Origin of the sequence: Pseudomonas sp. NPDC089758 (assembly GCF_044748705.1) — a bacterium.
Lineage (GTDB): Bacteria > Pseudomonadota > Gammaproteobacteria > Pseudomonadales > Pseudomonadaceae > Aquipseudomonas > Aquipseudomonas putida_X.
Genome location: NZ_JBIVGN010000010.1, coordinates 118,368 through 144,216 on the forward strand (window position 1 = coordinate 118,368; position 25,849 = coordinate 144,216).

At 64.0% G+C, this 25,849-nt stretch carries 26 protein-coding genes; 12 read left to right on the forward strand and 14 right to left on the reverse strand.

Going from position 1 to position 25,849, the window contains the following annotated elements; translation table 11 throughout:
• Positions 1-40: 40 nt before the first annotated feature.
• The 4 genes from ACIPZH_RS15445 to ACIPZH_RS15460 all read right to left on the reverse strand — a co-directional run bounded on the left by ACIPZH_RS15445 (position 41) and on the right by ACIPZH_RS15460 (position 3,818).
• Entirely contained in the window at positions 41-979 is a 939-nt protein-coding gene (locus ACIPZH_RS15445) for a glycosyltransferase family 2 protein (RefSeq protein ID WP_400636756.1), read from the reverse strand.
• Complete coding sequence (locus ACIPZH_RS15450; RefSeq protein ID WP_241806594.1) at positions 976-1,335, reverse strand: GtrA family protein; 360 nt, start codon at positions 1,333-1,335, stop codon at positions 976-978. Before ACIPZH_RS15450 ends, ACIPZH_RS15445 begins: the two co-directional genes overlap by 4 nt.
• Positions 1,336-1,337: 2 nt before the next feature.
• Complete coding sequence (locus ACIPZH_RS15455) at positions 1,338-2,771, reverse strand: glucosyltransferase domain-containing protein (RefSeq protein ID WP_400636758.1); 1,434 nt, start codon at positions 2,769-2,771, stop codon at positions 1,338-1,340.
• A gap of 123 nt (positions 2,772-2,894) precedes the next feature.
• Positions 2,895-3,818 carry a DMT family transporter gene (locus ACIPZH_RS15460; RefSeq protein ID WP_400636760.1) on the reverse strand — a complete coding sequence of 308 codons (924 nt, stop codon included), beginning with the start codon at positions 3,816-3,818 and terminating at the stop codon, positions 2,895-2,897.
• Positions 3,819-4,083: 265 nt separating this feature from the next.
• Between ACIPZH_RS15460 and ACIPZH_RS15465 the strand changes: the two genes are divergently transcribed.
• A complete protein-coding gene (locus tag ACIPZH_RS15465; RefSeq protein WP_400629253.1) occupies positions 4,084-4,959 on the forward strand; it encodes a helix-turn-helix domain-containing protein in 876 nt (291 codons plus the stop codon).
• Here ACIPZH_RS15465 and ACIPZH_RS15470 read toward each other — a convergent pair.
• The 6 genes from ACIPZH_RS15470 to ACIPZH_RS15495 all read right to left on the reverse strand — a co-directional run bounded on the left by ACIPZH_RS15470 (position 4,956) and on the right by ACIPZH_RS15495 (position 11,196).
• The gene (locus tag ACIPZH_RS15470; RefSeq protein ID WP_267821030.1) at positions 4,956-7,346 is read right to left on the reverse strand and encodes a TonB-dependent receptor; all 2,391 of its coding nucleotides are present in this window, start codon (positions 7,344-7,346) and stop codon (positions 4,956-4,958) included. The genes ACIPZH_RS15465 and ACIPZH_RS15470 overlap by 4 nt on opposite strands.
• 96 nt (positions 7,347-7,442) lie before the next feature.
• Complete coding sequence (locus ACIPZH_RS15475) at positions 7,443-8,444, reverse strand: FecR family protein (protein WP_400636761.1); 1,002 nt, start codon at positions 8,442-8,444, stop codon at positions 7,443-7,445.
• Positions 8,441-8,938 carry an RNA polymerase sigma factor gene (locus tag ACIPZH_RS15480; protein ID WP_400636839.1) on the reverse strand — a complete coding sequence of 166 codons (498 nt, stop codon included), beginning with the start codon at positions 8,936-8,938 and terminating at the stop codon, positions 8,441-8,443. Before ACIPZH_RS15480 ends, ACIPZH_RS15475 begins: the two co-directional genes overlap by 4 nt.
• Before the next feature lie 55 nt (positions 8,939-8,993).
• Positions 8,994-9,320, reverse strand: coding sequence for a DUF3325 domain-containing protein (locus ACIPZH_RS15485; RefSeq protein WP_400636763.1), 327 nt, complete (start codon positions 9,318-9,320; stop codon positions 8,994-8,996).
• Positions 9,314-10,894 carry a PepSY-associated TM helix domain-containing protein gene (locus ACIPZH_RS15490; protein WP_400636765.1) on the reverse strand — a complete coding sequence of 527 codons (1,581 nt, stop codon included), beginning with the start codon at positions 10,892-10,894 and terminating at the stop codon, positions 9,314-9,316. The genes ACIPZH_RS15485 and ACIPZH_RS15490 overlap by 7 nt, the downstream gene beginning before the upstream one ends.
• Positions 10,891-11,196 (reverse strand): DUF3649 domain-containing protein, encoded by a 306-nt coding sequence (locus tag ACIPZH_RS15495; protein ID WP_241806586.1) that lies wholly within the window; start codon positions 11,194-11,196, stop codon positions 10,891-10,893. The genes ACIPZH_RS15490 and ACIPZH_RS15495 overlap by 4 nt, the downstream gene beginning before the upstream one ends.
• A 274-nt stretch (positions 11,197-11,470) precedes the next feature.
• Between ACIPZH_RS15495 and ACIPZH_RS15500 the strand changes: the two genes are divergently transcribed.
• Positions 11,471-11,818 (forward strand): HPF/RaiA family ribosome-associated protein, encoded by a 348-nt coding sequence (locus ACIPZH_RS15500; protein ID WP_241806585.1) that lies wholly within the window; start codon positions 11,471-11,473, stop codon positions 11,816-11,818.
• Between the two features lie 68 nt (positions 11,819-11,886).
• On the opposite strand, the gene ACIPZH_RS15505 is transcribed toward ACIPZH_RS15500, so the two are convergent.
• Positions 11,887-12,297, reverse strand: a complete 411-nt coding sequence (locus tag ACIPZH_RS15505; RefSeq protein WP_241806584.1) for a response regulator — start codon at positions 12,295-12,297, stop codon at positions 11,887-11,889.
• Positions 12,298-12,352: 55 nt separating this feature from the next.
• Positions 12,353-12,529: a Flp family type IVb pilin gene (locus ACIPZH_RS15510; protein WP_241806583.1), complete on the reverse strand. Its 177-nt coding sequence runs from the start codon at positions 12,527-12,529 to the stop codon at positions 12,353-12,355.
• Positions 12,530-12,824: 295 nt separating this feature from the next.
• Between ACIPZH_RS15510 and cpaB the strand changes: the two genes are divergently transcribed.
• From cpaB to ACIPZH_RS15550, 8 genes are read left to right on the forward strand one after another with little or no spacing between them, the layout of a single operon-like run.
• Positions 12,825-13,772 carry a Flp pilus assembly protein CpaB gene (gene cpaB, locus ACIPZH_RS15515; RefSeq protein ID WP_400636767.1) on the forward strand — a complete coding sequence of 316 codons (948 nt, stop codon included), beginning with the start codon at positions 12,825-12,827 and terminating at the stop codon, positions 13,770-13,772.
• A gap of 17 nt (positions 13,773-13,789) precedes the next feature.
• Positions 13,790-15,049, forward strand: coding sequence for a type II and III secretion system protein family protein (locus ACIPZH_RS15520; protein WP_400636769.1), 1,260 nt, complete (start codon positions 13,790-13,792; stop codon positions 15,047-15,049).
• Positions 15,046-16,236 carry a pilus assembly protein gene (locus ACIPZH_RS15525; protein ID WP_400636770.1) on the forward strand — a complete coding sequence of 397 codons (1,191 nt, stop codon included), beginning with the start codon at positions 15,046-15,048 and terminating at the stop codon, positions 16,234-16,236. Before ACIPZH_RS15520 ends, ACIPZH_RS15525 begins: the two co-directional genes overlap by 4 nt.
• Positions 16,233-17,489: a CpaF family protein gene (locus ACIPZH_RS15530; protein WP_400636771.1), complete on the forward strand. Its 1,257-nt coding sequence runs from the start codon at positions 16,233-16,235 to the stop codon at positions 17,487-17,489. Before ACIPZH_RS15525 ends, ACIPZH_RS15530 begins: the two co-directional genes overlap by 4 nt.
• Complete coding sequence (locus tag ACIPZH_RS15535; RefSeq protein ID WP_400636773.1) at positions 17,486-18,367, forward strand: type II secretion system F family protein; 882 nt, start codon at positions 17,486-17,488, stop codon at positions 18,365-18,367. The genes ACIPZH_RS15530 and ACIPZH_RS15535 overlap by 4 nt, the downstream gene beginning before the upstream one ends.
• A 2-nt stretch (positions 18,368-18,369) precedes the next feature.
• Positions 18,370-19,257 carry a type II secretion system F family protein gene (locus tag ACIPZH_RS15540; RefSeq protein ID WP_400636774.1) on the forward strand — a complete coding sequence of 296 codons (888 nt, stop codon included), beginning with the start codon at positions 18,370-18,372 and terminating at the stop codon, positions 19,255-19,257.
• Between the two features lie 10 nt (positions 19,258-19,267).
• Positions 19,268-19,969 carry a tetratricopeptide repeat protein gene (locus tag ACIPZH_RS15545; RefSeq protein WP_400636776.1) on the forward strand — a complete coding sequence of 234 codons (702 nt, stop codon included), beginning with the start codon at positions 19,268-19,270 and terminating at the stop codon, positions 19,967-19,969.
• Between the two features lie 15 nt (positions 19,970-19,984).
• Positions 19,985-20,248 (forward strand): DUF3613 domain-containing protein, encoded by a 264-nt coding sequence (locus tag ACIPZH_RS15550; RefSeq protein WP_400636778.1) that lies wholly within the window; start codon positions 19,985-19,987, stop codon positions 20,246-20,248.
• A 16-nt stretch (positions 20,249-20,264) separates the two neighbouring features.
• On the opposite strand, the gene ACIPZH_RS15555 is transcribed toward ACIPZH_RS15550, so the two are convergent.
• Entirely contained in the window at positions 20,265-20,699 is a 435-nt protein-coding gene (locus ACIPZH_RS15555) for a prepilin peptidase (RefSeq protein ID WP_400629309.1), read from the reverse strand.
• Between the two features lie 75 nt (positions 20,700-20,774).
• Between ACIPZH_RS15555 and ACIPZH_RS15560 the strand changes: the two genes are divergently transcribed.
• Both ACIPZH_RS15560 and ACIPZH_RS15565 read left to right on the forward strand, forming a co-directional pair.
• A complete protein-coding gene (locus ACIPZH_RS15560; protein ID WP_241806575.1) occupies positions 20,775-21,215 on the forward strand; it encodes a TadE/TadG family type IV pilus assembly protein in 441 nt (146 codons plus the stop codon).
• Positions 21,212-23,845, forward strand: a complete 2,634-nt coding sequence (locus tag ACIPZH_RS15565; protein WP_400636779.1) for an ATP-binding protein — start codon at positions 21,212-21,214, stop codon at positions 23,843-23,845. The genes ACIPZH_RS15560 and ACIPZH_RS15565 overlap by 4 nt, the downstream gene beginning before the upstream one ends.
• Here the strand turns inward: ACIPZH_RS15565 and ACIPZH_RS15570 are convergent.
• Positions 23,830-25,785 carry a pilus assembly protein TadG-related protein gene (locus ACIPZH_RS15570; RefSeq protein WP_400636781.1) on the reverse strand — a complete coding sequence of 652 codons (1,956 nt, stop codon included), beginning with the start codon at positions 25,783-25,785 and terminating at the stop codon, positions 23,830-23,832. The genes ACIPZH_RS15565 and ACIPZH_RS15570 overlap by 16 nt on opposite strands.
• Between the last annotated feature and the right edge of the window lie 64 nt (positions 25,786-25,849).

The window sequence follows — 25,849 nt, forward strand, 5'->3', positions numbered from 1 at the left end:
CAACGCGTATTCGCCGCGAAGAGGCCAGCACAGGCAACCTTCACATGGGTTGCCTGTGCCGCCTCAGTACCTTGCGCACCACGTACCGGGGCCGATGCTTGGTCTCTTGGTAGATCCGCCCTATGTATTCGCCCAATATTCCGATGCCGATCAACTGCACCCCGCCCAGGAACAGCACTGCCGTCATCAACGACGGATAGCCCGGCACATCGTTTCCGAACAGCATTTTGTCGATCACCATGTACATCGCAAACACGAACGCCGACAGCGATACCCCTCCACCCACGTAACTCCATAGCCGCAAAGGCACCGTGCTGAACGAGGTGATGCCATCCAGGGCCAGGTTCCATAGCCGCCAGAAGCTGAATTTGCTGTTGCCCGCCGTACGTTCGGGCCGGTCGTACTCGACGATTTCGGTACGAAAACCCACCCAGGACAACACACCTTTCATGAACAACTGCTGCTCCGGCAACTGGCGGATGGCGGCCACCACCTTGCGGTCCAACAGGCGAAAATCACCGACGTTTTCCTCGATCCGGGTCGAGGCGATGCGGTTGTGCAAGCGGTAATACAGGCGTGCAGTCCAACGCTTGAGCCGGGTGTCGGTCGCACGGCTACGGCGCTTGGCCAGCACGACGTCGGCCCCCTGCTGCCACAGCTCGATCATCTGTGCGATCAGCTCTACAGGGTCCTGCAGGTCGACGTCGATCGGCACCACGGCATCGCCATTGGCGTATTCGAGGCCCGCGAACAGGGCGGACTCCTTGCCGAAATTGCGCGAGAAGTTGACCACCGTGACCCATTCATCGCGCGCCGCCAACTCGGTGCAAATCTGCTCGCTGGCATCGCTGCTGCCATCGTTGACCAGCAGGATCTCGACCGTCACCCCCTGCAGCGTCGGCTCGCTGCGTACCGCATGATAAAAGCGTTCAAGGGTGTCCTGCTCGTTGTACAGGGGCGCGACCAGGGTAATGTTCATGCCTCCCTCCGCTTGAAAACCACCGCGTGCGAGTAGCTGTAGCCGACGATCAGGCTGGTGGCTGAAAACGTAAGCACGGTCAACCAGGGCGACAACTGCGCCCAATCGGCGATGGCCCCGAGCACTAGGCTGATGCCACCCATGCCGGCCATGAACACCAGGTAGTGCGACCCCGTTGGCCTGACGGCAAAGGTAAAGCGGGCATTGATGTGATAGGACACCGTTGCCGCCACGGCGAAGGCCAGCAGGTTGCTCTGCCCCTGATTCAACCCCAGCGCCAGCGCCCCCCAAAACACCAACCCGTGCAAGGCGGTGTTACCGATGCCAACCAGGCCATAGCGAGCGAAACGAACCATGATCAGTGCTCCTGTCCGGTTGCCTGCGGCAGCTTGATCAGCACATAAGCGGCATCACCCACCAAATGGATGTCATAGAACCTGCTCACGACCCGTGGCGAGGGACTGCGGGCCAGTACCTCCCGACGGGTCAGCGGCGGCGACTGGTAGAACGTGCGAGGGTCGTCGATACCCACCCGCGGGAGCATTTCTGGCAGCATCACATACCGGTTCGCATCGATGACTTCGATCGCTGGCATATGCGCCAAGGTACCTTTGGCAGCAGGCACCCAAAGCCTGGACTGCCAATAGCCGAGCAGGTAGTAATGCCTGGCTGCGGCCAGCTCCGGCTGGGACGAGAGGTCATGGGCAACGGACTGGGCGACTGCTTGGTGCAAGGCCTTCTGCAGCATCAGCACCCGGCCGTACGCAAAGGCCATGGAGAGCATGAACACGATCGAGGTGGCCAGAACGACCAGGCGCACACGGGGCACCGCTGCCAAGGCGTCGTGCACCACGTAAAGCAACATGGTCAGCGCGGCACCCAGGCCCATCAGTACCCGCGCGGTGGGGTCGAAGTGCTCCAGGAACAGAATGAGGCCTGGAATGCATAGCAGTATCAGGGCAACCGGTAACAGTAATGCCGCGACCAACCCCAGCCGCTCGCTCAAGGCGTAGGGACGACGCCACAGTGCTTGCATCTTGCGGCCCAATGAGAATGCCGCCAACAGGCACAAACCGAGGGCACCCCAGAACACCCAAGGTGTGACCAACACGCTGACAACGTCCACCGTAGCCGCAAGGCGCTGGTACATTTCAGTCAGCCACAGCCCGTCGATAGCAAGCAGCGCCGTACGCCCACTGCGCACCATCCAGGCGCAGGACACATAGAAAAGCCCCACGCCAACCAGCAACTGCCCCAAGCGCACCGCTGCAACCTTGCAAACCATTGCAAACCGGCTGCCGTTCATGACCAAGCGCATGATTTCCAGGCAACACAAACCCGCGAATACGTTCAGGCCGGGTTGGTAGAGCGCAGCGCTGGCGGCCACCAGCAACGTGCCGCCGAGCCATGGTTTCGCCCATTGGCAGCCAAGGGTGATCGCCCACAGACTACACGCCAGCGACAAGGCCATCGACGCCCCATCATATTGATAGGAAAGGTTCTGCAGGAAGAACGGCTGCATCCACAACGGCAACACCACCAGCACGGCACTCACCGTCGGTAGCGTGAACCAGTGCTGCACCAGGTTGGCCAGCGCGTGTGCGGTAATCAGCACGGCAAGCAGCAACGGCAATGGGTAAAGGTTCACAGCAGCGGGGCCGAAACTCAGTACGGCATTGAGCAAGGCGGCCAGCGGCCGACCGTCTTGCACCCAGTCATTGCGTGCCAGGTATTGGCGCGCGTAGTCGTCCAGGACTGACATGTCGGCCATCAGCAGCGGGACGATATGCAACAGCAACGCTGCTGAACACGTTAGCCAAAGCTGTGTAGAGGACAGTGTTCTGAAGGAGGACGGCATTGGTTTCCCCAGCGATTTGCGGCCTAGTCTTAGCCATGCTGCAAATACGCGCACCTGTCATTTCTGACAGTTGCCAATGCCCCCTCCAACATGCAACACACCAGCAGCCACGGGCTTCGGCTTGCGAAACACCAGCACATTACCCGCCATCACCGCGACCATCCCGAGCAACGCGGGGGCTGTCCATTGATAGCCTTCGGCAAACGCCGACACATTCAGCGCCACCAGCGGGAACAGCACCGTGCAATATGCAGCCCGCTCCGGGCCCATGCGCCCGACCAACGTCAGGTAGGCGGTGAAGCCGATCACCGAGCCCGGTATCACCAGGTACAGCAGCGAGCCGACATAGCGCGTGTTCCACTCCATCGCAAAGGGAATACCGCTGATCAGGCAATACACGGACAATAAAGCGGCCCCATAGACCATCCCCCACGCATTGGTGGTCATGGGCTTGAGGCCGGCTTTCTGCTGCATGCTCGACAACATATTGCCTGCCGAGAAACACAGCGTACCGAGCAAGGCCAGGCCGAGGCCATAAAGCGTTTCGCGGCTTGCCGCATGGTGCGACAACTCCGGCCAGAACAGCAGGCCCAACCCCAAAAGGCCAAGCGCGCCGCCAGCGAGTACGTTGCTGGCGACCCTCTGCCCGAAGAAGATCCGTGCGTTCAGCGCATTCCACAATGTGGCAGTGGAGAACACCACGGCGATCAGACCACTGGCAATCCACTGGCTGGCGGTGAGGAAACACATGAAATTGACGCAAAACAGGCACAGCCCCTGCGCCAGACACAACAGGTGACCGCGCCGATTCATTGGCTGCAGGCGGCGGGTAAGCAGCAGGATGGCGAACAGGATCAGGCCAGCCAAGGCAAAGCGGTAGACGATCGACACCGGGATGGCGACTTCGCCCAATTGCAGTTTCAGAGCGATCCAGGTGGTACCCCAGATCAGGACGGTGAGCAGGTACAGGGAAAGGTTCATGGGGGGTTCCTTAGGCATACGACCTTGCATTGCGGGGCACCATGCGGCCCATCGCCGACAAGTTGGCCTTCACAGGTTCGCCGCCGTGCTTGGAAGCGGCACTGGTGGGCGCTGGCTTGCCGGCGATCGAGGGCGCAGCCCTCGCCAGAGCCATCAGTGTTCGCTTCGGCCAGTGCTGTGCGCTTGCACAAACTTGCGCTTTTCAACGCCCAGGGAGCTGCCACCTCGGCGCATCGGCAGTACGATGGCAACAGAGGAATCGCCCATGACCCCACTGAACCAGCTGCACGTATTCAACGCCATGCATGCCTCGCCCCACGCCAGGCTGGAACTGAGCGCGCACCTGGGCGATGGGCTGGCTGCGGCACTGTGGAGCAACCGTGACGACGCCCGCGACTACCAGGCGCCCAGTCACCACACGCTGTCGTGCTACATCGCCCACGGCACGGGCACCTTTCGCCGCCAACGCCCCGCCGCCAAAGGGGCGCCGGGCAAACTGTGCATCATGCCGGCCGGCCACGAGTCCAACTGGGTGGTCAATGGGCAGCTGCGCCTGGCGCACCTGTACATCAGCGAGGTGCAGTTCGCCCTGGGCTGCGTGCGCCTGCTCGACCGGGAACCGCGGGAGATGCAACTGCAGGAAGCGACGTTTCTCGACGACCCACGGCAGTCGATGCGTTTTCGCCAGCTGATCAGCCTGGCTTGGGAGGAGCCAGGCGAGCGCTTGCTGGCCAGCAGCCTGGCACACGAGATCGTCGATCACGCCGTGCTCAGCCAAGTGGGGCCGCGCCAGGGGTTACGCCTCAAAGGCGGGTTGGCACCGAACCTGCGCCGGCAACTGGTGGACTACATCGAGGCACACCTGGACCAGCCCATCACCCTCGGTGAGTTGGCCGTGCGTTGCAACCTCTCCGAGTATCACTTCGCACGCATGTTCCGCACCAGCTTCGGCGTGCCACCGCACCAGTATCTGCTGGCCCGCCGTTTGTATCGGGCCTGCCAGCTGCTGCGCCTGGGGCAGCTGCCGTTGGGAGACGTTGCGTTGCTGTGCGGGTTTGCCAGTGCCAGCCATTTCAGCAATCGCTTTCGCCAGGCAGTCGGCGCGACACCTGGCGATTATCGCGCCGCCTTCAGCCACTAGAACTCAAACGTACTCGACAGGCTCACCTGGCGTGCATCGCCTATGGCGACGAAGTACTGGTTGACCGCCGAGCTGTAGTACACCTTGTCGAACAGGTTCTTCACGTTCAGTTGCAGGCGCACGTTGTGCTCGTCCAGCTTGGTCTCATAGGTGGCGAAGGCATCGGCCACGGTGTAGCTGGGCAAGTCGAAGGTATTGGTCGAGTTGCCCGGGCGCTCGCCGACATAACGGGCTCCGGCACCGAAACGCAAACGGTCGCCGCCGAACAGGCTGCCGAAGTCGTACACCGCCGACAACGAGCCACTGTGCCTGGCCACGTTCTGCAGGCGGTTACCCTCAAGGTCCGGGTCCTTGGTCACCTTGGCGTCGGAATAGGCATAACTGCCGATCAGGCTCCAACGCTCACTGAGCTGCCCGGTGAGGTCGAGCTCCACCCCTCTGGAACTGACCTCGCCCGCATTGCTGTAGACCGTATCGCCGGTACCGCTGTCGAAGTTGGCGACCAGCACGTTGCGTTTGGTGATGTCGAACAGCGCCAGGGTGCCGGTCAGGCTGCCGGGCATGTCGAGCTTGGCCCCCAGCTCCCACGATTTGCCCTCTTCGGGCGCAATCGACGAATCCAGCACCACGCCGCCGGTCAGCGGGGCAATGCTGGAGTTGGGCTTGAACGACTCGCTGTAACTGCCATAGAACGACAACTGTTCATCGACCTTGTAGACGATGCCGGCATGCGGTACCCAGGCCTGGCCACGGGTGTCGGTATTGGCCTTGAACGGCCGGCCGCGGCCAGCGTATTGGTCGTACTGCTGAAAGCGCGCGCCGGCCACCAGTATCCAGTGCTCATCCAGGTGCACTGCGTCCTGCAGGAACAGCGCGTCGGTGCGCAGCTTGTCGGTCTGGTCACTGTCGCTGGCGCGCACCGTGCTCCCCTCCACTTCCTGGCCGTAGACCGGGTTCACATAGCTGAAGGAGGACTGCGCGCTCTGCCGAATCAGGTCGCCGCGAAAGACCTTGCGGTCCTCGTGATCGATGCCCATCAGCAGGTCATGCTGCATGCCGGCCAGCTCCAGGTTGCCAGTGAGGCTGAGGGTGGCGAACTGGTCGCGACTCATGGCGTTGTGGGTGCCATCGATGCTGCGTGTGAGCGTGCCCTTGGTTTCGTTGACACCGGTCACGCGCACCTGGCTGGCGTCGTAAGTCTCGCGGTTGAAGCTGTAGCCAACGTGCAGCTTCCAATCGTCGGCCAACTGGTGATCGACCTCCAGGCGATACAGGTCGGAGCGGCCTTCCATGTCGTTGAAGGGTTCATCCAGGCGGCGCGTGGCCGGAATGTCCAGCGGGTGCCCGTTGCTGCCGAAGGCGGTGCCCCGGTCGAACGGGTAGAGAAATTCACGGTGCTCGTAGGCCAGCACCACCTGGGTGTCCTCGCCAAGCCAGGCCAGCGACGGCGCCACCAGCGATTCGCGGTGCACGCCATAGTTACGCCAGTAATCCTCGTCTTCATGGTCGACGATCAAGCGGTAGGCGAAGTGGCTGTCGCCCAGTGCCCCGGTGCTGTCGAAACCGCCGCCGCTGCCATTCTTGCCGCTGCCGTAGGTCGAGCCGCGCACGTTCAGGGCGTTGTACTGCTGCAATTGCGGGCGCTTGCTGACCACGTTGATCACCCCGCCCGGGTCCTGGATGCCATAAAGCAGCGAAGCCGGCCCCTTGAGTACCTCGACCCGTTCGGTGCTCGCATTGAGGCTACGCCCCTGCACCACGGGCATGCCGTCGCGCATGATCGAACCGTCGCGGTTGTCGCCGAAGCCGCGCTTCATCACCGTGTCGGAGGTGCCACCGAAATTGTTGCCCTGGGTGATGCCGCTGACGTTGGCCAGGGCATCATCCAGGTTGCGCGGAGCCTGGTCGCGAATGACTTGGGCCGGGACCACGTTGATGGCTTGGGGGATATCCTGGGACGGGCCCTGGCCACGCATGATCGAGGCGCTGGCCGGCGGCTGGTAGCTGTAGGTGTCCATCTGCGAGGTCACCGTGGTGGCCTGCAGGTTGAGCGCACCGGAGGTGTCCACAGGTTCGAGCGTCAGCGTGCGGGCGTCGACCCGGCGCCACGTCAGGCCAGCGTTGCCCAGCAACTGCTGCAGCGCCTGTTCGGCACTGAACGTACCCTGCAGGGCCGGAGCCTGCACGGCAGGCAGTTCCAAGGTGTAGACCACGCTCTGGCCGGTGGCGCGGCTGAAGGCACTGAGCGCCAGGGGCAAGGGCTGGCTCGGCTGGGCGAACCTGTGCAGTTCGAGCTGTTCGGCGGCGAAGATACCAGGGGCAGCAGCCAAGGCCGAAAGCGCAGAAAGACCAAGCCAGAGGGGGACGCAACGGTGGGTGAACTTCATGGACGCTGACCTGTTAGAGGGTAATGACTGCGAATGAATCGCACTTCCACTCATTACACGGACGTCACGTCCTGTTACCTCACCCGCTTTTGAAAATTATTTTCCCGCGACCGACACTTGACGGATGACCGTCAACCGGCCGAGAACCGTCTGCCGCGAGAACCCCATCACCTTGCCCAACCCGTCCAGCGCCGCCAGTGGCTCGCGCACCGGGAAACTGCCGCTGACCTTGCGCTGCCCCAACTCGTTGTCGAGCAGCACGATCCGCCCCGGGTAATAGCGCCCCAGGTCTTCGATCACCTGCGCCAAGGGCGCCTGGTAGTAGTTGACCCAGCCTTGGCGCCAGGCCAGACGGCTGTCGCTGTCCACACGCGCAGTCTCACCCGCCAGGCCTCGGGCATAGGCCAGTTGCTGGTTGGCCGTCAGCTCACGGGCAGCTTGCCCCTGAGCCGGCGTGACCGCCACTCGACCGTTGCGCACCGTGACCTGTGCACCCTCGGCCTGCTCCCGCACTTCGAACTCCGTGCCCAGCACCCGCACCTGGCCCCCCGCCGCCTGTACCACGAAGGGCTCACCGGTGTGCGTGACCTTGAAGAATGCAGCGCCATGCAACAGCCGCACCTGGCGCTGCCCGTGCTGGAAATCGACAGCAATGGCACTGCCCGCGTCCAGCGTCACCTGCGACTGGTCAGCCAGCGTCACCTGACGGATGGCGTCCGTGCTGCTGAAATCGGCTTGCAGGTCCTGCAGCCAGTACCCCGGGTGCCAGCCCCCCGCAACACCCACGGCCAGCACCAGGCATGCCGCCATAGCCAGGGCGCGGGCGCGGCGCCAGCGCGCCGGGACGGGCGCCTTGGCCATGGCATCCAGGTATCGCTGCAGGTCTGCGTGTTCTTCCTCGGCCAGGCGTGCCGCCGGTGCCGCAGTCTTGTGCCACAGCGCCTGGGCCTGGGCATAGGCTTCACGGTGCCTGGGGTCGGCCAGCAACCAGCGCTTGAACGCCCCACTCTGCGCAACCTCAGGCTGCTCGTTGATCGTGGCCAGCCAACGCAGCGCTGCTTGCGACGGGTCAGCAGTGGTCAAGTCTGAACGGCTCATCGACGGGCGCTCCCTGGCCTGGGGATCGGGGGCGCGGGCTCGGCAACACTGGCCTTGCACGCTTGGAGGGCGCGCATCATATGCTTTTCCACGGCACTCTGGGACAGCTGCATGGCCTTTGCGATCTCGCCATACGTGCAGCCGTGGATGCGGTTGAGCAAAAAGATCTGCCGGGTGCGCTCAGGCAAGGCGCGCAGCGCCGCTTCGATGCGCTGCAGGTCATGGTTGACCTCCAGCGCCTGCTCCGGTGCCTGGGCCAGGCATTCACCCAGGGGCAGCGACGCTTCGGCGATACGCTCGCGGCTGCCTTCACTGCGCAGGTGGTCGATGGCCAGATTCCCGGCGCAGCGCAGCAGGTAGGTGTCCAGCGCCTCTACCTTGACCTCGGGGCGCCGCCAAAAGCGCAAGAACAGCTCCTGGACCAGGTCCGATGCCGTGGCGCGGCAGCCCACTCGCCGGCTGACCAAGGCTTCCATGCGTGCGCGCTGGGCCATGAAGACCTGCACGAAACGCGCGCGGGTGCCGTCGCTGTCAGGCTCGATCAAGGCATCATCCGCCAGACAGGATCAATAGCGGGCCCACTATCAGGCTGATCGCCGCCAGCCCCAGCAGCACGCGCGGCTGGTAAGGCAAGGCGAAGACCCACAGGGTCACCCCGGCCATCGACACAGCGACCCACTCCACCAAGCCATGCGCCCACCCACGCAGGTGCACCGACAGCGCCAGCGATGCCAGCAGCAACGACCAACCCGCCACGCGCAGGCCACGCAACTGGCCAGCGGCAGGCTTGCGCCCGAGCAGGTCGTTGAAGTGCCTTTCCATCGCCAGGCACAAGGCAGCGAAGCCGGCGAAACCGATCAGGGCGACGCTCAGCATCCGTTCACCTCGACCGTTTCAGCCGTTGCCCTGGCCACCCGGGGCGCACGCTTGGCCACAGCCTTCGGGGCACGGAGCATCCTGCTTGCGGCCCAGGCCAGGAACAGACCGGTGCCCAGTGCCGTGAGGTCCAGCCCGGCCATGGCCCAGTCGCCAGCGGCCAGGCTATGGTTCAGGCCCTGGCCGGTGGTCAGTGCATTGAGCAACGGCAGCAGGGCAAAGGCCAGCGCCCCAAGCCCCAACTGCTCGGCCCAGGCGCGACGCCCGGGACGCAGCACGGCATGTACCAGCGACAACAGCCAGACCACGAAGAACGTGTTCACCTCCCAGTCCGCCCGGCCTTGCAGCGCGGCAGGCAGCAAGCGGTTGGCCCAGAAAAAGCCGGCCACCGCGAGCAGCAGGCCACTGATGCTGGCAATGTTGAGCACCTCGACCAGGCGCAGCTCGGCGGGCATGCGTTCGCGCTTGGCATGCTTGAGCTGGCGCTTGCCAAGCCACATCACCAGGCCCGTGCCGATCACCGCAGTACCGGCCACCCCGAACACGAAGTACAGCCAGCGCAACCAGGGCCCGGCGAAGTTGCCCATGTGCAGGCCGACGAAACTGAACGAGGTCATCATTGCAGCGCTTTCCGGTGCCCCTTGGCTCAGCAGTTCGCCCGTGCTGCCGTCGAACATCCAGTTGGCGCTGCGCTTGTAGGCGATGCTGTCGGCCGAAGCCTGGGCGAAGCTCACGCGAGCGTTGCGGTCGCCCGGGTTGTGGACCTGGATGTAACCCATGCGGGCTCCGGGGGCCTGCGCCTGAACCTTGGCATACAAGCTGGTCAACGGCACCAGTGGCGCAGCGACGTTGGCCACCTTGGGCACGTCCTCACGGCCGAACAGGTCGTTGAAATAGCCGTTGGTATTGCCCCCATAGCTGGCCATGATGCTGGCCGGCATCACCATGTACATGAAGATCACCAGGCTGCTGTAACTGATCATCAGGTGGAACGGCAACACCAGCACACCGATGGCGTTATGCCCGTCCAGCCACGAGCGCTGACCCTTGCCGGGGCGGAAGGTGAAGAACTCCTTGAAGATCTTCTTGTGGATGATGATCCCGGTGACGAGGCCGAGCAACATGATGAAGGCGCAGAAGGTCGCCAGCCAGCGCCCCCAGGGATAGGGCATCTGCAGCTGGAAGTGGAAGCGGTAGAAGAATTCGCCGCCGCGGCTGTCCCGGGCCTCTACGGGCTGCCCGGTCTGGGCGTCGAGTTGCTTGCTGACAAAGCCACGGCGCCCGCCATCTGGGTCACGCCAACCGACGCTCAACGCGGCTTTGCGCTCGCTGGGCAAGCGGATCATCCAGTTGCCGGAATGTGCCGCGTTGGCCTCCAGGTAGCGCTGAGCCAGGCCCAGGCTCGCCACCGGGTCGAGTGCGTGGCGGCGGACTTCAGGCTGTGTCCAGTGGCTGATCTCTTCCTTGAAATACGACAGCGTGCCGGTCAGGAAGATAGCGAATAGCAGCCAGCCGAAAATAAGCCCGGTCCAGGTGTGCAACCAGGCCATCGCCTGGCGGAAACCATCCTTCATGGGTTTCTCAGCCAATAGGCGAACCCGCTGATCAGCGCCAGCAGCAGGCTCGGCAGCAACACGCCCAGCCAGGCAAGCGCGGCGCTGCGACAGGCGAAACACCAGATGAAGGCCAGCAGGTAGAAGACGAACGACAACATCATGCCGGTCATGGCCGCGTCGACTTGCGGCAACGGCGCCAGCAGGGTGATGCAGACGCTGGCCATGGACGCCAGCAGGTATCCGCCCAGCACCGCAGCCAGGCAGCGTGAGGTCACGGCCAGGCGGTAGCTCAGGGGCAGTCCGGCGGCATTGCGCTTCATGGCGGTGGTCCGGGAAACGTTGGGGTTGCAATAGTAATGATTTCAATTCGCATAAGCAAAGTCTGAAAGGCCACAGGGTTTTGAGCAGGCCTTCGCTCGTCAAGGGCAGCCCCGTAGCCTTTGCGATGCCAATTGCAACAGAACATTTATTTTCACGAAGGGCTTGAATTCAGGCTTCGGTTGCCTGACCTTAGAGTCAAGAGGCGAAGAATTACCAAGGGCCTCAAGGGCCTAGGCACGCCTCCATGCGAGCAAGCTGAATAAGGATTGAATCATGCAAATCCAGGTCAACAGCAGCAACCATATCGAAGGCAACATCCGTCTCAACGAGTGGGTCCGCAGTACGCTGCAAACCACGCTCGAACGTTACGAGGAGGACCTCACCCGCATCGAGGTGCACCTGCGCGACGAGAACGGCGCCAAGCCCGGGCCGCATGACAAACGCTGCCAGATGGAGGCTCGCCCCAAAGGCCATCAACCGATTTCCGTGACCCATACCGCCGCTTCGCTGGACCAGGCCGTGGATGGGGCAGCCAGCAAGCTGAACAATGCGCTGGATCATTTCTACGGCAAGCTGCGCAGCAAGCGCGGTGTACTGGAGCTCAATGACCCAGACGCCTGATCCTTGCCAGTAACCATAACGCCCGGCCATGTGCCGGGCGTTTTCGTTTCTGCTCTCGCTGCGTGGAGTCAGTACTTGGCAACCTGCAACAACGGTTGCGGGAACAGGTTGTCCAGTGTCTCCAGCAACCGTGCATAATAGATGGGCTTGCGGAAGAAATCCAGCACCTGCAGGCGCAGCAGGTCGCTGAGGTCGTCTGCACCGGCGTGGCCCGACATGACGATCACCGGCAAATGCTGGCGGGCCGTATGGTCGCGCAAGCGCTGGATCAAATCGATGCCGCTTTCCTCCGGCATGCGCAGATCAGTGATGACCAAGGCAACGTCCGGATACCGGGTGAGCAGTTGCAGTGCAGCTTTCACCGAGCCTGCCGTATGGCAGTAGTACCCCTCGCTCTCGAGGAGTTCGGCCAACTCAAGTAGATGCTCTTGCTCGTCATCGACCAGAAGAATCTGCTGACGCGAGGGCGAGTTCTGCATGTGCGGCTCCTGGACACCTGGCCCGGTGAGGCGTTGAACATCGTAGGGTTAGGGATTAAAGCGCCCCCTGGATCGCGGTGAACATCGCCGTGATCTGGGTCGAGATGGGCGTGACGAAACCCGCCAGCACCACCGCCACCATTGCCGCGATGACCGCGTACTCGATGCCCGAAGCGCCGTCTTTGCGACGCAGGAATTGTTTGCAGTGAAGGATGACCTGTTTCAGCAACATGACCAGCTCCTTGCGGCGACATCGCCGGCGACAATGGTGTCAAAGTGACGCCTGTTTGCCATCAAAGGATTGCCAAGCTGGCGCCGTCCGCAAATATAAAAAAGCATTATTCAACAGGTGATAATCCAAAAGCATTAAAGCCGTCGATTTCATCAACTGATTGTTTTAATTGGTTTTACATTCAGGCGTAAAAAAAACGCGAGCGGCTAATGGCGAATGGCAATGGGTGGGCTACCGTGCAATAGCGAAATAGTAACTTTTTGCCACCACCCGACCATGTGCACGGAGGCCAGACATGAGCAGTCGCTTGACCATGATTCTGGCTGCACTTTTCCTGATCGGCGCACTGCTGGCAGGCTATTGGGGCGTGGTGCTCAGCCGCCCTGCTGCACCACCCCAGCCAGTAGCCCCTGTCGCCGAACAGCCGGCAGCCGTGGTTGCCGCGCCCACCCCAAAACCGCCCGAGCCCCAGCGCTTCCCTATCGTCGTGCTGCGCAAGGCGCTGCCGGCCAATACGCCTCTGACTGCAGACGACGTGCTGCTCGAGCGCTTGCAGGTGGTGCCTGACGGGGCCTTCCAGCACGTAGACCAGGTGATCGGACGCAGCAGCGCCAGGCCACTGGCGGCAGGTAGCTGGCTGGACGAATCGAGCTTCCAGCCTGGCGGACCGCTGGCACGGATGATCCGTGCCCACGAACGGGCCGTGGCGGTCGGCGTGGACGAAGTGGTCGGCGCAGCCGGGCAACTGTACCCAGGTGATTTTGTCGACGTGCTGCTGTACCTGCGCGAAGAGGCCAACAACCCACAATCCTCTGCCCAGGTGGTGTTGCCGGCCCTGCGCGTGCTGAGCGTCGGCGAACAGATGGGCGTTACTAATGACGGTCGCCCGGCACTGACCGCCGAGGAACTCAAGGCCCGACGCGAACAGGCGCGCCCAAGCAACCCGGCCAGCACCCACACCGTGGTGCTGGCCGTTCCTGAAGCCTTGGCCAGCCGCCTGATGCTGGCAGCCCAGGTAGGCACCCTGCGCCTGGCCGTGCGCAGTGCCGCCGAGCAGCGGCTGGCCCGCTACTGGGCCGAAGCGGATAGCAAGCCTCAGGCAGAAACCATCAACCGCGAACTCTATCGGTTCAGCCAGCTTTCCCAGGCCCCGTTGGCCAAAACCGCCTCTACCGCTGCAGCCGTTGCGAGCATGCAGATCATCCGTGGCGCACAGGCCGCGGACGCCGACAAGACCCCCTGACAAGGCAAGGATGCAGTATGCGCAGTTCCGAGCGTTGCAGTGCAAAACGGTTCGCCAGCCACACATGCCTGGCCTTGCTCATGATGGCGCTGTTGCCGAACGCCGATGGCGCCAGCAAAGGCTGCGAAGCCTTTGCCCAACTGCCTTCAGTGATCGAAATCGATCAAGGCCTGCAGCAAGAATTGCGCTTGCCGCTGGCGATCACCCGGGCTGCCGTCGGCGACCCCAACGTTGCCGATGTGCAACCCAGCGGTGACCGCGCCGTACTGGTGACCGCCGTGGGCCAGGGCAATACCACGCTCATGCTGTGGACGGCCTGCGCCCCCGCGCCACACCGGGCCATGCTGTTCGTCAACGGCCAGGCCAGCGCCGCCATGGCCGAAACGGGCCTGCCACCGTCGCTGGATCCGGCGTTGCCGAGCCAGGTGCAGGCCGATATCCGCTTCGTCGAGGTGCGCCGCACCAAGTACAAGGAAGCCGGCGCGCGCCTATTCTTCAGCGGCTCGAACAACAGCCTGATCGGGTCGCCGGGCACCGTGCCAGGCACATCGGTGACGCCGGGCGCCGTGCCTGTCACCTCGCCGCAGATCCCGCTCAACGACGGCGTGTTCAACATTGTCTGGGGCGGCGGCAGCAGCCGTTTCCTGGCAGCCATCAATGCACTGGAGAACAGCGGCTTCGCCTACACCCTGGCGCGCCCCAGCCTCACCGTGCTCAGCGGCCTGACGGCAAGCTTTCTGGCCGGTGGCGAGATACCGATCCCGGTACCCAGCGCCGGCAGCGACAACGTCTCGATCGAGTACAAGGAGTTCGGTGTGCGCCTGGCCCTGACGCCGACCGTGATCAGCCGCGACCGCATCACCCTGAAGGTAGCGCCTGAGGTCAGCGAGCTGGATTACACCAACGCGGTGACCATTGCCGGCACGAGCGTACCGGGGCTGAGCATACGGCGCACCGATACCAGCATTTCCCTGGCCGATGGCGAGAGTTTCATCATCAGCGGCCTGGTCGGCAACAACACCCGTTCGGCGGTGGACAAGCTGCCCGGGCTGGGCAACCTGCCGATCCTTGGCGCGTTCTTCCGGCAATCGGCCCTGGTACGTGAGGAAACCGAGCTACTGATGATCGTCACCCCGCATCTGGTTCAACCGCTGGCGGCCAATGCCCGCCTGCCGGAACTGCCCGGTGAAGGGTTGCGCACCTACGACCCCAGCTGGGGCCGGCTGTTCTTCATGGAAAACGGCAACTTCGATGGCCAAAGCGGGTTATCACGATGAACGAGAGCCTCAACCAGACGTTTCTGGGCATCACCCGCAACGAAGAAGACCTGCAGTGGCTCCAGAGCGCGCTGGCACCCCAAGGCCAGGTGATCGGTGCCAGTGACGGCAGCCTCGACGAGCTGCTGGCGCTGATCAATGCGACGTTCAGCACCTTGGTGTTCATCGGCCTGGACCGTGAGCAACTGGTCAACCAGTGCGCACTGATCGAAGGCGTGCTCGAGGCCAAGCCGCTGCTTGCGATCGTCGCCCTGGGTGATGGCATGGACAATCAGCTGGTGCTGCACGCCATGCGTGCCGGCGCCCGCGATTTCGTCGCCTACGGATCGCGGGCCAGTGAAGTGGCCGGGCTGGTCCGGCGCTTGGGCAAACGCATGCCCACCGTCACCAACAACCCCAGCCTGGGCGGCCTGACCGTGCTGTACGGCGTGCAGACCGGTGCCGACGGTGCGCTGCTGACCACGCATCTGGCGCGGGTGGTCCAGGAAAGCGGCCAGCAGACCCTGCTGCTGGACCTGGGCATGCCACGTGGCGACAGCCTGGCGCTACTGGGGCTGGAGGCGTCGTTTTACTTCGGCGATGCCCTGCGCCACCTGCGCCGGCTCGACACCACCCTGATCGACAGCGCTTTCACCCGCGACAAGAAAGGCCTGCGCCTGCTGACCTTCGCCGAAGATGACGAACCTCTGCGCAAGACCAGTGCCGCCGAGCTGTACATGCTGCTCAGCGCACTGCGCCAGCACTTTCAGCACATCGTCGTGAACCTGACCGGGCATGCCGACAGCGAGGCCCTGCGCACCATCATCAGCCATTGCGACAAGCTCATCATCTATACCGACCAGAACATCCTCGACTGCCGGCGCAACCTCGAAGTGCTGGAGCTGTGGCGCGATCATGGCATCAAGCTGGAGCATGCCAGCCTGCTGGTCGACCGCTACCTGAGCAATGTCGCGCCGGATGCCGAGAGCCTGGCCAAGCGCTACGGCCTGCCCCTGCTCAAAGTCATGCCTGACAGCCCCGAAGTACGGCTGAACGTGAAAAACCAGGGCCTGAGCCTGTTCGAGCTGGCACCGCGGGAAAACCTGACCCAGGCCCTGCGCAGCCTGGGTGAGCGCTTGGCGCAGCGCTCGGAGAACCTTGCGCCACCGGCCTTTACCTGGCTGCGCCGGCTATGGGGTAGCAAATGAACGGCGACCAACCCTTCGGCGGCCCTCAGCATGCCTCGGGCGACCCGTATGCGCTCAAGCGTGCACTGCACCGTTTTGCCATCGATGCCATCGAAGACAGCGGCCGCAACCTGCTCGAAGGCGCGCGCCCGGCACTGACGCAATTTGTCCTGGAGCAGGTGGGCGATTACGTAGCCCGCCTGCGCCTGGCGATGTCACGCTATGAAATGGAGCGCCTGGCCGAAGAACTGGTCGATGAGCTGACCGGGTTCGGGCCGCTGGAGGTGCTGCTGCGTGATGCCAGTGTCACCGAAATCCTGGTCAACGGACCGCACAGGGTGTTTGTCGAGCGCGGCGGGCAACTGCAACAGACTGACCTGCGTTTCATCGATGCCCACCACGTCGAGCGCGTCATGCAGCGCATCCTCGCACCGCTCGGAAGGCGCCTGGATGAATCGTCGCCGATGGTCGACGCGCGCCTGCCCGACGGCAGCCGGGTCAATGCGATCATTCCACCGGTGGCCTTGGACGGCCCATGCCTGTCGATCCGCAAATTCCGCCAGGACATGCTCAAAAGCGCCGACCTGCTCGCCACCCGTGCCATCGACCAACCTATCTTCGACTTCCTCGAACGCGCCGTGGGCCGGCGCTGCAACATCCTGGTCAGCGGCGGCACCGGCACCGGCAAGACCACCCTGCTGAACATCCTCAGCCAGATGATCGCCCCACGCGAGCGCCTGGTGACCATCGAAGACGTCGCCGAACTGCAACTGCACCATCCCCACGTGGTACGCCTGGAAACCCGCCCGCCAAATGCCGAGGGGCATGGCGAGATCAAGGCCAGCGAGCTGATCCGCAACGCCCTGCGCATGCGCCCGGACCGTATCATCCTCGGCGAAATCCGCGGAACCGAGGTGCTGGATGTACTCACGGCGATGAACACCGGCCACGATGGCTCGATGAGTACGGTGCACGCCAACACCGCGCAGGACGCCTTGCTGCGCCTGGAAACCCTGGTTGGCCTGAGCGGGCGGCAAATCGCCGAGAAGACCTTGCGGCAGATGATCTGCGCGGCACTGGACGTGGTGATCCAGCTGGCGCGCCTGCCCGACGGGCGCCGCTGCGTCAGTGAAATCCTGGAAGTGGTCGGCGTGCGTGATGACGTGTACGTGACCAGCACACTGTTCCGCCTCGACCGCCGCGGTGGCAACGTGTTTCTACGGGAGGCGCCGAACCCGGCGGGGAGCAAACTGCGCCATGAAGGTGTGCAATGACCGGCCCCCTGCTGCTGGCGCTGGCGCCCCTGTTGCTGGGCGTCTCCCTGATGCTGTTTCGCCTAGGCCTGTACAAGCGCAGCGAACAGCGCATTCTCCAGCGCCTGGGGCGGGCCTTTGAGTTGGCCCGCAGCGCCAACGCACGGCGCGACTGGCTCGAGCCGCTCTTGCAACGGGCCGGGCTTGGCGCCACCGACTGGCAACCGCAGCGCTGGCTGCTGGCCTGGCTGGGCCTGGCGCTGGTGGCGCTGCTGGGCGCCGGGTGGGTGGCCGGGCTGATGGTGCTGGTGAGCCTGCCGCTGCTCGGCTATTTCACCCTCAGCTGGCTATGCCGGCGGCGTGTGCAGCAGCTTGTCGCGCAACTGCCCGCACTGCTGGACTACAGCGTGCGCAGCCTCAAGGCCGGGCGAACCCTCAATGATGCGCTACTCGGAGGTATCGACGGCTCGCGCGAGCCGCTGCGCTCGACCATGACCCGGGTACGGCGCAGCGTGCAGCTGGGCGTACCGCTCGACGATGCGGTCAACGAACTGGCCGAGCTCTACAACCAGGATGAGTTGCGCCTGTTCGCCATGGGGCTGCGCATCAACCAGCGCTACGGCGGCAACACCAGCGAGCTGATGGAGAACCTGATCAAGCTGATCCGCGAGCGCGAACAAGGCAGCCGCCAGCTCAAGGCGATGACCGGCGAAACCCGCATCACAGCGATGATCCTCGGCGCCTTGCCGCTGTGCATGGTCGGCTACTTCCTGATGGCCAACCCGCAGTACCTGCTGACCCTGTGGCAAGACAGCGGCGGCCAGATGATGTTGCTGCTCGCCTTCGCCCTGCAGGTGGTCGGCTGCCTGGTGCTGTGGCGCATGATGAGGAGCCTCTGACCATGGCCTTGTTGCTTTGTGCCGTGTGCCTGTTCATCGCCGCCGGCTTGCTGGGCTTGCAGGCGGCCCGTCAGCTGCGTGCCCGTTACCTGGTCACGCGCAGGCTGCAGGGGCGGCTGGCGCGCGAGGAGCGCCTGGGGAACTGGCTGCACTGGCTGGGCAACAGCCCCCTGGGGCAGCGCCTGCAGAAACTCGACGGTGAAACCCAGGCCCTGCTCGACCGGGTCGGCTGGCGCCGCAGCCGCCAGCGGGCGCTGTTCGCTGCCCTGCAACTGGGGCTGCCGCTGGTGGCGGTCGTCCTGACCTTGATCCTGCAGCAAGCCGCACTGGGCGGTGCGGGCACACACTGGCTGGTCTGGCCGCTGTTTGCCTTGGGTGCCAGCTACCTGTTGCCCAAACGCTTGCTGGCAATGGCCGCCCGGCAGCGCCAGCAACGGATCGCCCTGGAAGTCAGCCTGATGATTCCGCTGCTGCGTATTCTGTTCGAGACAGGCCTGGCCGTAGAGCAGGCGTTGCGGGTACTGAGCCAGGAAGGCCGGGCGCTGCTCCCGGAAATCAGCGAAGAGCTACGCCTGGTGCTGCAACGGGTGGACTCGGGCCTGGCGCTCGGCCCGGAACTGGACAAGACCGCACGCCTGTTGGCCGTGGATGAATTCATCGATACCTGCGTAATCCTTCAGCAGTTGCTGGTACAGGGCAGCGGCGCGATGAAGTCGCTGCTCGCACTCAAGGATCTGCTCGACGACCGGCGCCTGACACGCATGCAGGAGCGGGTTTCGAAGATGTCGGCGAAGATGTCGGCGGTGATGATGGTATTTCTCTTCCCGGCATTGCTCATCGTCCTGGCCGGGCCGGGTTTTTCCGCCTTGACGCGGGCCTTGGGGCCCTAGGGAGTAACGGATGAAAGCGACCCTGTTGTTCACCGGCCTGCTATTGCTGACGGGCTGCGCCGGCCAGCAGCCTGGCGGGCTCGGGCAGTGGTTCGGCACCTCAAGCTGCGCTAAGCCGGACGCCGACCAGCAACTGGCACTGAACCTGGCGGACGAGATGCTCAACGATGGCCGCCCGCACGCCAGCCTGGCGCACCTGGAGCAGTTGCCCAACACCCTTGACCAGGTACGCTTGCGCAAGGCCAGGGTCTCGCGCCTGCTGGGGCGCAGCGAAGCAGAACCGCTGTACCGCAGCTTGCTCGGCGGCTGCCTCGCGGCCGAGGGTGAGCATGGCCTGGGCCAGCTCGCCTCGGCCCGCGGCGATGACGTGCAGGCCTTGCAGAACCTGCAGCGCGCGGCACGGCTGGCACCGACCGATGAGCGCATTCGCAATGACCTGGGTGTAGTGCTGATGAACCTGGGCAGGTATGAACAGGCACGCTTCGAATTCCTGACCGCCATCGAGCTCAAGGAGGACAACTCGCTGCCCGCCGTCAACCTGGTGACCTTGGCGCTGCTGCAAGACAACTGGCAGCAAGCCACCGACCTGGTCGGCCGCCTGCGCCTCAAGCCGGCGCAGTTCGCCCAGGCCCAGGCCCGCGCCAGCCAGATCAAAGCCACCGGGCGCGGGCCGATAGCCTCGGCCGGTGGCGAACGTGTGATGGTCAACTGAGCGAAGGAGAAGGTCATGATCAGGTATGTGATGCTGCTGGCCTGCTGCACCGGTTTCTCCATGGCCTGGGCAGAGGATTACCCACGCCAGCAACCGCCTGCGCAAACGGCGACCGAAGCGCTGCTGCGGGTGCAGTCCAGTGGCGAACAGGCGTCCAACCGCCTGCAGGTGCAGACGGCGCGCGAGCGCGACCTGTCCAAGCAGCGCTGGCTGGAAACCTACAAGTACGCCATTCCGGATTTCTATCGCTGGACCAAGGTGACCGAGTCCAACAACTGACCAGGCCAGGGCACGCTCAGTGCAGGCACACGCAGGCCAGCAAAAAGCCCACCAGCACAAAGGGCGCAAATGGCTGCGTTTCAGGCGCCTGCCCTGCCCTGCGCCGCGTCCCGCGTCGCAACAGCGCCCAGATAAGCATGGAGCCCCCGGCACCGATGAACGTACCGAGCACGTAGGCCTGGCTGGTGGCCAACCCCAGCGCGCCGAGCAACTTGACGTCACCGGCACCGAAACGCCCCATCATGTAGCCAGGCAATGTGAGCAGCAACACGATCGCCAGTGCCCAGCCGGCATCACTGGCCCGGGCGCCGATCCAGCTGTGCCCGGTAGCCACCAGCCATACCAGCGCACAGGCTGCCACCCCCAGGGTCAGAAGGTTGGAAATCTGCCGTTCGCGGACATCTTGCCCGCTGCACACGGCAAGCCACAGCAGCAAGGCGATACTGGATATTGGCAATTGGCCATCCCTGTTCGTCGAAGGCTTCTATGCTGTAACTCAGGACTCCTCGTCAGGGTAGACGCAATCATGCAAGCAGGCCCGCCAGCACGGCAAAAAGGCGCAGCAGCCATCGAGTTCGTCGCCGTTTTCATGATCTTTTTCACCGTGTTCTACGGCCTGGTCAGCTACACCCTGCCAATGCTGATGCTGCAGTCGTTCAACCAGGCCAGCAGCGAGGCCGTACGCCGCTGCGTGGCCCTGGACCCGAGCAGCGAAAGCTATGACGACGATGTGCAGGCGCTTGCCCACGCCGTGATCCGTGAGCAGTTGGCCTGGATGCCCGAGGCACTGGACTTCCAGCCGGCCGATGCACAGGTGAGCGTGGATGATGACAAGCTGCTGAAAGTGACGATCAATTATCCGAAAAGGAAACTGCACAACGTATTGCCGATGCTGGTGATACCGCTGATTGGCGAAGTGCCCCGCTTGCCTGAGAGCTTGCGGGCCGAAGCGAGCCTGCAACTGTGAGCGGCCTGTTCGATCGCTGGCTGGGCAGCCCTGCCGCGCAGATGCCGCAGGCGGTGGGCCTGCAGGTGTGGCTGGACGATCACGGGCACGTGCTGCGCCTGGCCGGGCCCTTGCGCACGCTGCTGGCCGTACCTGCCCACGCCCAGGCGCGAATACACGACTACCTGTATCGGCACAGCTGGCTGGCCCTCGAAGGCGTGCCTGCCGATTGGCAAGGGCAAGCGCTGGATCTGGATTTCCACACCGTGCACGGCCACGCCCTGCAGACCCGCGGCTGGCTGCAACACCAGGCGATCGGCTGGATGCTGCAGCTGTTCGATATCAGCGACCTGCTGCGCCAAGGCGCTCAGCAGGAGCAGTGGCTGACCCAGCGCCAGCTGGCCGCAGAGGTCGGCCAGGCCGTGCGTGACTGCAGCGAAGCGTGGCTGACGCAGACGACCGCCGAGCAACTGCTGCGCCTGGCCGAGCACTGGCACGCCGGTTCGGTACGCCTGATGTTGGCGGACCAAGCGCGCTGGCGCGCCTATACCTGCAGCGAAAACGACTGGCCTTGGCCCGATGACCAACGCCTGCAGCCGTGGCTGCAGGCGCTTCCCGCCCACTTTCAGCAGGTCGCGCCGGACTTGCCGCACTGGCGAGCGACGTGCGCTGGGTTACCGCTGTTCCTTGTGCCTTACAGCCACGGCCATGAAGTTCAGGCCTGGTTGCTGTGTGCGGGCGCGCCGTCGGTACCTGCGCCAGAGGCGGCCAAGGCGCTGTTGCAAGCCTTGCTCGAACCGCTGCTGGCGCGCCTGCGCCAACACCAGTTGCAGCAGCGCTCGCGCCATCTGGACGAGTTGCAACAGCAACTGGGCGCAGGCTGGTGGCAATGGCCCGGTCAAGGGCTGCTGCAGTTCGATCCGGCCCTGGCCGCCAGCCTTGACCTGCCTGCTACGGTAAGCCTCGAGCAATGGCTGGCGCGCCTGCATCCGGCTGATCGGGAGGCTGCGCAAATGGCCCTGGAGCAACTGCGCTACGGTGCTGCATTGAGCCTGAACGTGCGCCTGCTCGCAGCCGACAGTGCTGCCGCGCCGCGCTGGCTGCACTGGGTCGGGCAGTTGCACGGCGGGCAGGGGCAAGGCTTTGTGCTCGACATCAGCGCACTGAAAGCCCAGGAACTTCAGGCCAGCGCCGCGCGCGCCCGGCTGGAGAACCTGATCGCCAGCTCGCCTGCGGTGATCTATATCCAGCGCTGTAGCGAGGGCGCGCTGCACAGCGAATTTTTCAGCGCCAGCCTGACGCCGATGCTGGGCTGGCCCAAAGATAGCGAACTGGCGCGCCAGCCAGGCCAGGCGGTACACCCGCACGACCAGGCACTGTGGCTTGAACGAACACGTACGCTGTTGCGCGATGGCCAGGTACGCAGCCGCTATCGCCTGCGCGATCAACTGGGTGGCTACCACTGGGTGCTGGACGAAGCCCGCCTGTTGCGTGACGACCTGGGCCAGCCGGTCGAGGTGGTCGGCCTGTGGCTTGATGTCAGCGAAGCGACCGAAGCTGCCGAGCGTGTGCGCCAGAGTGAGGAACGCTACCGGGTACTGGTGGAGGATTCACCCGCGATGATCTGCCGCTACACCCCGGACCTGCAATTGCTGTTCGGCAACCGGCCGCTCGCCGACCAGCTGGAGTGCGCCCCTGAGCAATTGCGCGAGATGAACCTGGGCCAATGGATGTCAGAAGCCCAGCGCCTTGCATTCCTGCAGCGCCTGGCCGCGCTGACCCCCGAGCAGCCGCTGGGCAGCGCGGAGATCTGCCTGCAACTGCCAGGGCACAGGCATGCCTGGTGGGTGTGGGCCGAGCGTGGGTTGTTCGATGAGCAGGGCCGGCTGCTGGAAGTGCAGGCAGTGGGGCGCGACAACACGCAGGTCAGGCAAAGCCAGCAACAACTGATGCAGGGCGCGAAGATGGCCACGCTCGGTGAGTTGGCGACAGGGCTGGTGCATGAAATCAACCAGCCGCTGAACGTGATGCGCCTGGCCATCGCCAATACCCTCAAGCGCGTGGAAAGCGGAGTGCTCGACGTCGAATACCTGCAAGGCAAGCTGCAGCGCATCGATGCACAGGTGGGGCGTGTGGCCAGGCTGGTGGAGCATATGCGCACCTATGGGCGGCGCTCTGCGCTTGAGCACGAGGTGTTTGCGGCGTGGACGGCGGTGGATGGCGCCGTAGCGTTGCTGGGTGAAGGGTTGCGCGGTAAAGGTGTCGCCTTGCAGATCGAAGCGCCGGACTTCTGCCCGGAGGTGCAAGGGCATGAGGACCAGCTCGAGCAGGTGCTGATCAACCTGATGGTCAACGCCCGGGATGCGTTGCTCGAGCGTCAGGTGGTCAGCCCCCGAATCGGCATCTGCCAGCGTATCGAGCAAGGGCAACTGTGCCTGCAGGTGGACGACAACGCCGGGGGTATCGACCCGCGTCTGATCGCGCGCATCTTCGAGCCGTTCTTCACCACCAAGCCTGCTGGCGTGGGTACCGGGCTGGGGTTGTCGGTGAGCTTCGGCATCGTCGAGGCCATGGGTGGCAGGCTCGAAGCGCTCAATGGGGCTGACGGCGCCTGCTTCCGGGTATTGCTGCCCATCTACAACATCAACTGAGCTCGGCCGGTGGCGCAACTGAGGTTGGCGCCGACGTCGGTATTGACCAGGTCGATTCCCAGCACCTTCAACAGCACATTGACCAAGGGGTCGAGCAGCGGGCTGAGCAACCCGCTTATCAACGGTTCGATGATGCCTTTGACCGCACCGAGCACGTTACCGGCAATCACCAACACCTCGCCAAGGCCACTGTTGGCAGTGGGTTTGAAGGCCTGGAGCTGGACGCCCAGCAAGGTATCGCTGAGGCTGCCGACCACATTGTCATTGGCGGGGCGCATGTTCATGTAGGCCGCGGGCTGGCCGATATTGGGCGGTTCGCTGCCCGGCCCCTGGAACAGCAACGGGCGCTCTACCGGGCCACTGCCCAGCAATTTGCTGTCGACCCGCAGGCCAAGGCCACCACCGGCGTAAGGTATTCGGCTTTGGCAGGTGCCGAGTATCAGCAACTTGGTGCAGCGCATGGTGCCGATATCGACCAATGGCAGGGCCTTGACTGCGGTCGTGCCGGTGGTGAAGAACGCATCAGCGGATTCGAAGCGGCCCACCGCCAGCTTGGCGGCAGCGCTCTGAGCCTGAACGGTCAAACGCTTGGGCGAGCACCTGAACGTGTCAGGGGACTGCGGGTCGAGGCGCGCCGTGGCTTCGGCGACCTCAAGGCCAATGTCGAGCTGAAGCCTGTCTGGCACGAGCACGATGTCGGTGACAGTGCACGGCACACCCAGCAGACACAGCACCGACTCCAGTGTCGAAGCCAGGTTCAGGCTGAGCAGGTTATTGAGCACGTTGGTCAGCGGCGAGACAAGGTCGAGCACGGCATTGGCCAAGCCGAAAACCCCGCTGAGCAGCGGCAGGTCGAGGGAAATCATCGCCCGTACCTGAGCCGTGTGAACCCTCAGTTCATCCGTACGCGGGTCGCCGACCGCCGAGACCTGTTGCGGCTCGATCACCTTCAGCCGCACCCGACCGTTGACCAGGCCGAGCACGCTGAGCGGCAAGTCTGCAGTGGCTGCGCTTTCGCTCGCCGCCAGCTGGATCACCCCCTGCACCAGCTGCAGCAGCTGGATGCTGGCGTCCAGCCCTGCTTGGGCAGTACCGTTCTGAATATCGAGAATCTCGCCCAGTTGCAGCAAGGTGCTGTTGCCGGCACCCAGGGCGACCTTGCCCAGGTTGGTGACGACATCGGCGGCGGCGCCGCTTTGCTCAAGCACCTTGACCGCCGCTTCCAGCAATTGTGTGGCGGTGGCGTCGGCATTGACTAGCTGCTGGTAGTCGCCGACGGTCAATTGCAGGTCGACAGCCAACTGGTCGAGGTAATCGAGCAGGTTGAGGTCGGTTGCGGCGATACCGCTCCAGCCCGCCAGGCCAAGCTGCACGTTGCCACCCAAGGCGCCGAGCAAGCCATCGAGCAACACCGACTGTTGCGAGTTCACCGTAGCCAACGTAGTGCGAATGCTCAGCATGGCCTGTGGCGGCGAGGGTTTCGATGCCACAGCATGGGCCTGCAAGGTCGTGGTCAGCGGCACCTCCCCCCCTTGGGTCAGGAGGTAGATGCCGGCGGCGAAACTGGTGGTGACGGTGTTGCTGACATCGACCCTTATCGCTTCGTTACGGGTGTTGTCATGGGTGAAGGTGCGCAGGCTGTTGGCACCGGTCTGCAGGTAACCGCAGCTGGCCACCACCGGGCTGCCGGGCGTGTGGCCGTTGCGGGCCGCGGCGATGCTGGCAATGGCCGTGGCCTGTGGGCCATTGCCGGTGCACACGGCAGACTGGCCAGCAGCCTCCAGCGCGGCCATGTCGGCGATACGTTGCAACTTGCGCTGCTCAAGGTAAAGACGGCCGCTGTCCACCGCTACCAGCATGAACAGCAAGGCCAGCGCCAGTGTGGTAACCGCCATCAGGCCGATCGCGCCACGCTGCCGGGCAGCGGAAGAGGGAACCACGGGCACTCCTTTGCAGGCCAGAGGCCAGCCATCGCGGCTTTGGTCAAAAGAGTGTAGCCACACT

Bases quoted from the DNA above. Each gene is read 5' to 3' on its own strand.
- ACIPZH_RS15530 (WP_400636771.1), top strand. From the start codon at position 16,233: ATGAACGGCGACCAACCCTTCGGCGGCCCTCAGCATGCCTCGGGCGAC.
- ACIPZH_RS15460 (WP_400636760.1), bottom strand. From the start codon at position 3,818: ATGAACCTTTCCCTGTACCTGCTCACCGTCCTGATCTGGGGTACCACC.
- ACIPZH_RS15475 (WP_400636761.1), bottom strand. From the start codon at position 8,444: ATGAGCCGTTCAGACTTGACCACTGCTGACCCGTCGCAAGCAGCGCTG.
- ACIPZH_RS15445 (WP_400636756.1), bottom strand. From the start codon at position 979: ATGAACATTACCCTGGTCGCGCCCCTGTACAACGAGCAGGACACCCTT.
- ACIPZH_RS15465 (WP_400629253.1), top strand. From the start codon at position 4,084: ATGACCCCACTGAACCAGCTGCACGTATTCAACGCCATGCATGCCTCG.
- ACIPZH_RS15480 (WP_400636839.1), bottom strand. From the start codon at position 8,938: ATGGCCCAGCGCGCACGCATGGAAGCCTTGGTCAGCCGGCGAGTGGGC.
- ACIPZH_RS15495 (WP_241806586.1), bottom strand. From the start codon at position 11,196: ATGAAGCGCAATGCCGCCGGACTGCCCCTGAGCTACCGCCTGGCCGTG.
- ACIPZH_RS15490 (WP_400636765.1), bottom strand. From the start codon at position 10,894: ATGAAGGATGGTTTCCGCCAGGCGATGGCCTGGTTGCACACCTGGACC.
- ACIPZH_RS15500 (WP_241806585.1), top strand. From the start codon at position 11,471: ATGCAAATCCAGGTCAACAGCAGCAACCATATCGAAGGCAACATCCGT.
- ACIPZH_RS15560 (WP_241806575.1), top strand. From the start codon at position 20,775: ATGCAAGCAGGCCCGCCAGCACGGCAAAAAGGCGCAGCAGCCATCGAG.
- ACIPZH_RS15470 (WP_267821030.1), bottom strand. From the start codon at position 7,346: ATGAAGTTCACCCACCGTTGCGTCCCCCTCTGGCTTGGTCTTTCTGCG.
- ACIPZH_RS15510 (WP_241806583.1), bottom strand. From the start codon at position 12,529: ATGTTGCTGAAACAGGTCATCCTTCACTGCAAACAATTCCTGCGTCGC.
- ACIPZH_RS15505 (WP_241806584.1), bottom strand. From the start codon at position 12,297: ATGCAGAACTCGCCCTCGCGTCAGCAGATTCTTCTGGTCGATGACGAG.
- ACIPZH_RS15450 (WP_241806594.1), bottom strand. From the start codon at position 1,335: ATGGTTCGTTTCGCTCGCTATGGCCTGGTTGGCATCGGTAACACCGCC.
- ACIPZH_RS15540 (WP_400636774.1), top strand. From the start codon at position 18,370: ATGGCCTTGTTGCTTTGTGCCGTGTGCCTGTTCATCGCCGCCGGCTTG.
- ACIPZH_RS15550 (WP_400636778.1), top strand. From the start codon at position 19,985: ATGATCAGGTATGTGATGCTGCTGGCCTGCTGCACCGGTTTCTCCATG.
- ACIPZH_RS15485 (WP_400636763.1), bottom strand. From the start codon at position 9,320: ATGCTGAGCGTCGCCCTGATCGGTTTCGCCGGCTTCGCTGCCTTGTGC.
- cpaB (WP_400636767.1), top strand. From the start codon at position 12,825: ATGAGCAGTCGCTTGACCATGATTCTGGCTGCACTTTTCCTGATCGGC.
- ACIPZH_RS15525 (WP_400636770.1), top strand. From the start codon at position 15,046: ATGAACGAGAGCCTCAACCAGACGTTTCTGGGCATCACCCGCAACGAA.
- ACIPZH_RS15520 (WP_400636769.1), top strand. From the start codon at position 13,790: ATGCGCAGTTCCGAGCGTTGCAGTGCAAAACGGTTCGCCAGCCACACA.
- ACIPZH_RS15535 (WP_400636773.1), top strand. From the start codon at position 17,486: ATGACCGGCCCCCTGCTGCTGGCGCTGGCGCCCCTGTTGCTGGGCGTC.
- ACIPZH_RS15545 (WP_400636776.1), top strand. From the start codon at position 19,268: ATGAAAGCGACCCTGTTGTTCACCGGCCTGCTATTGCTGACGGGCTGC.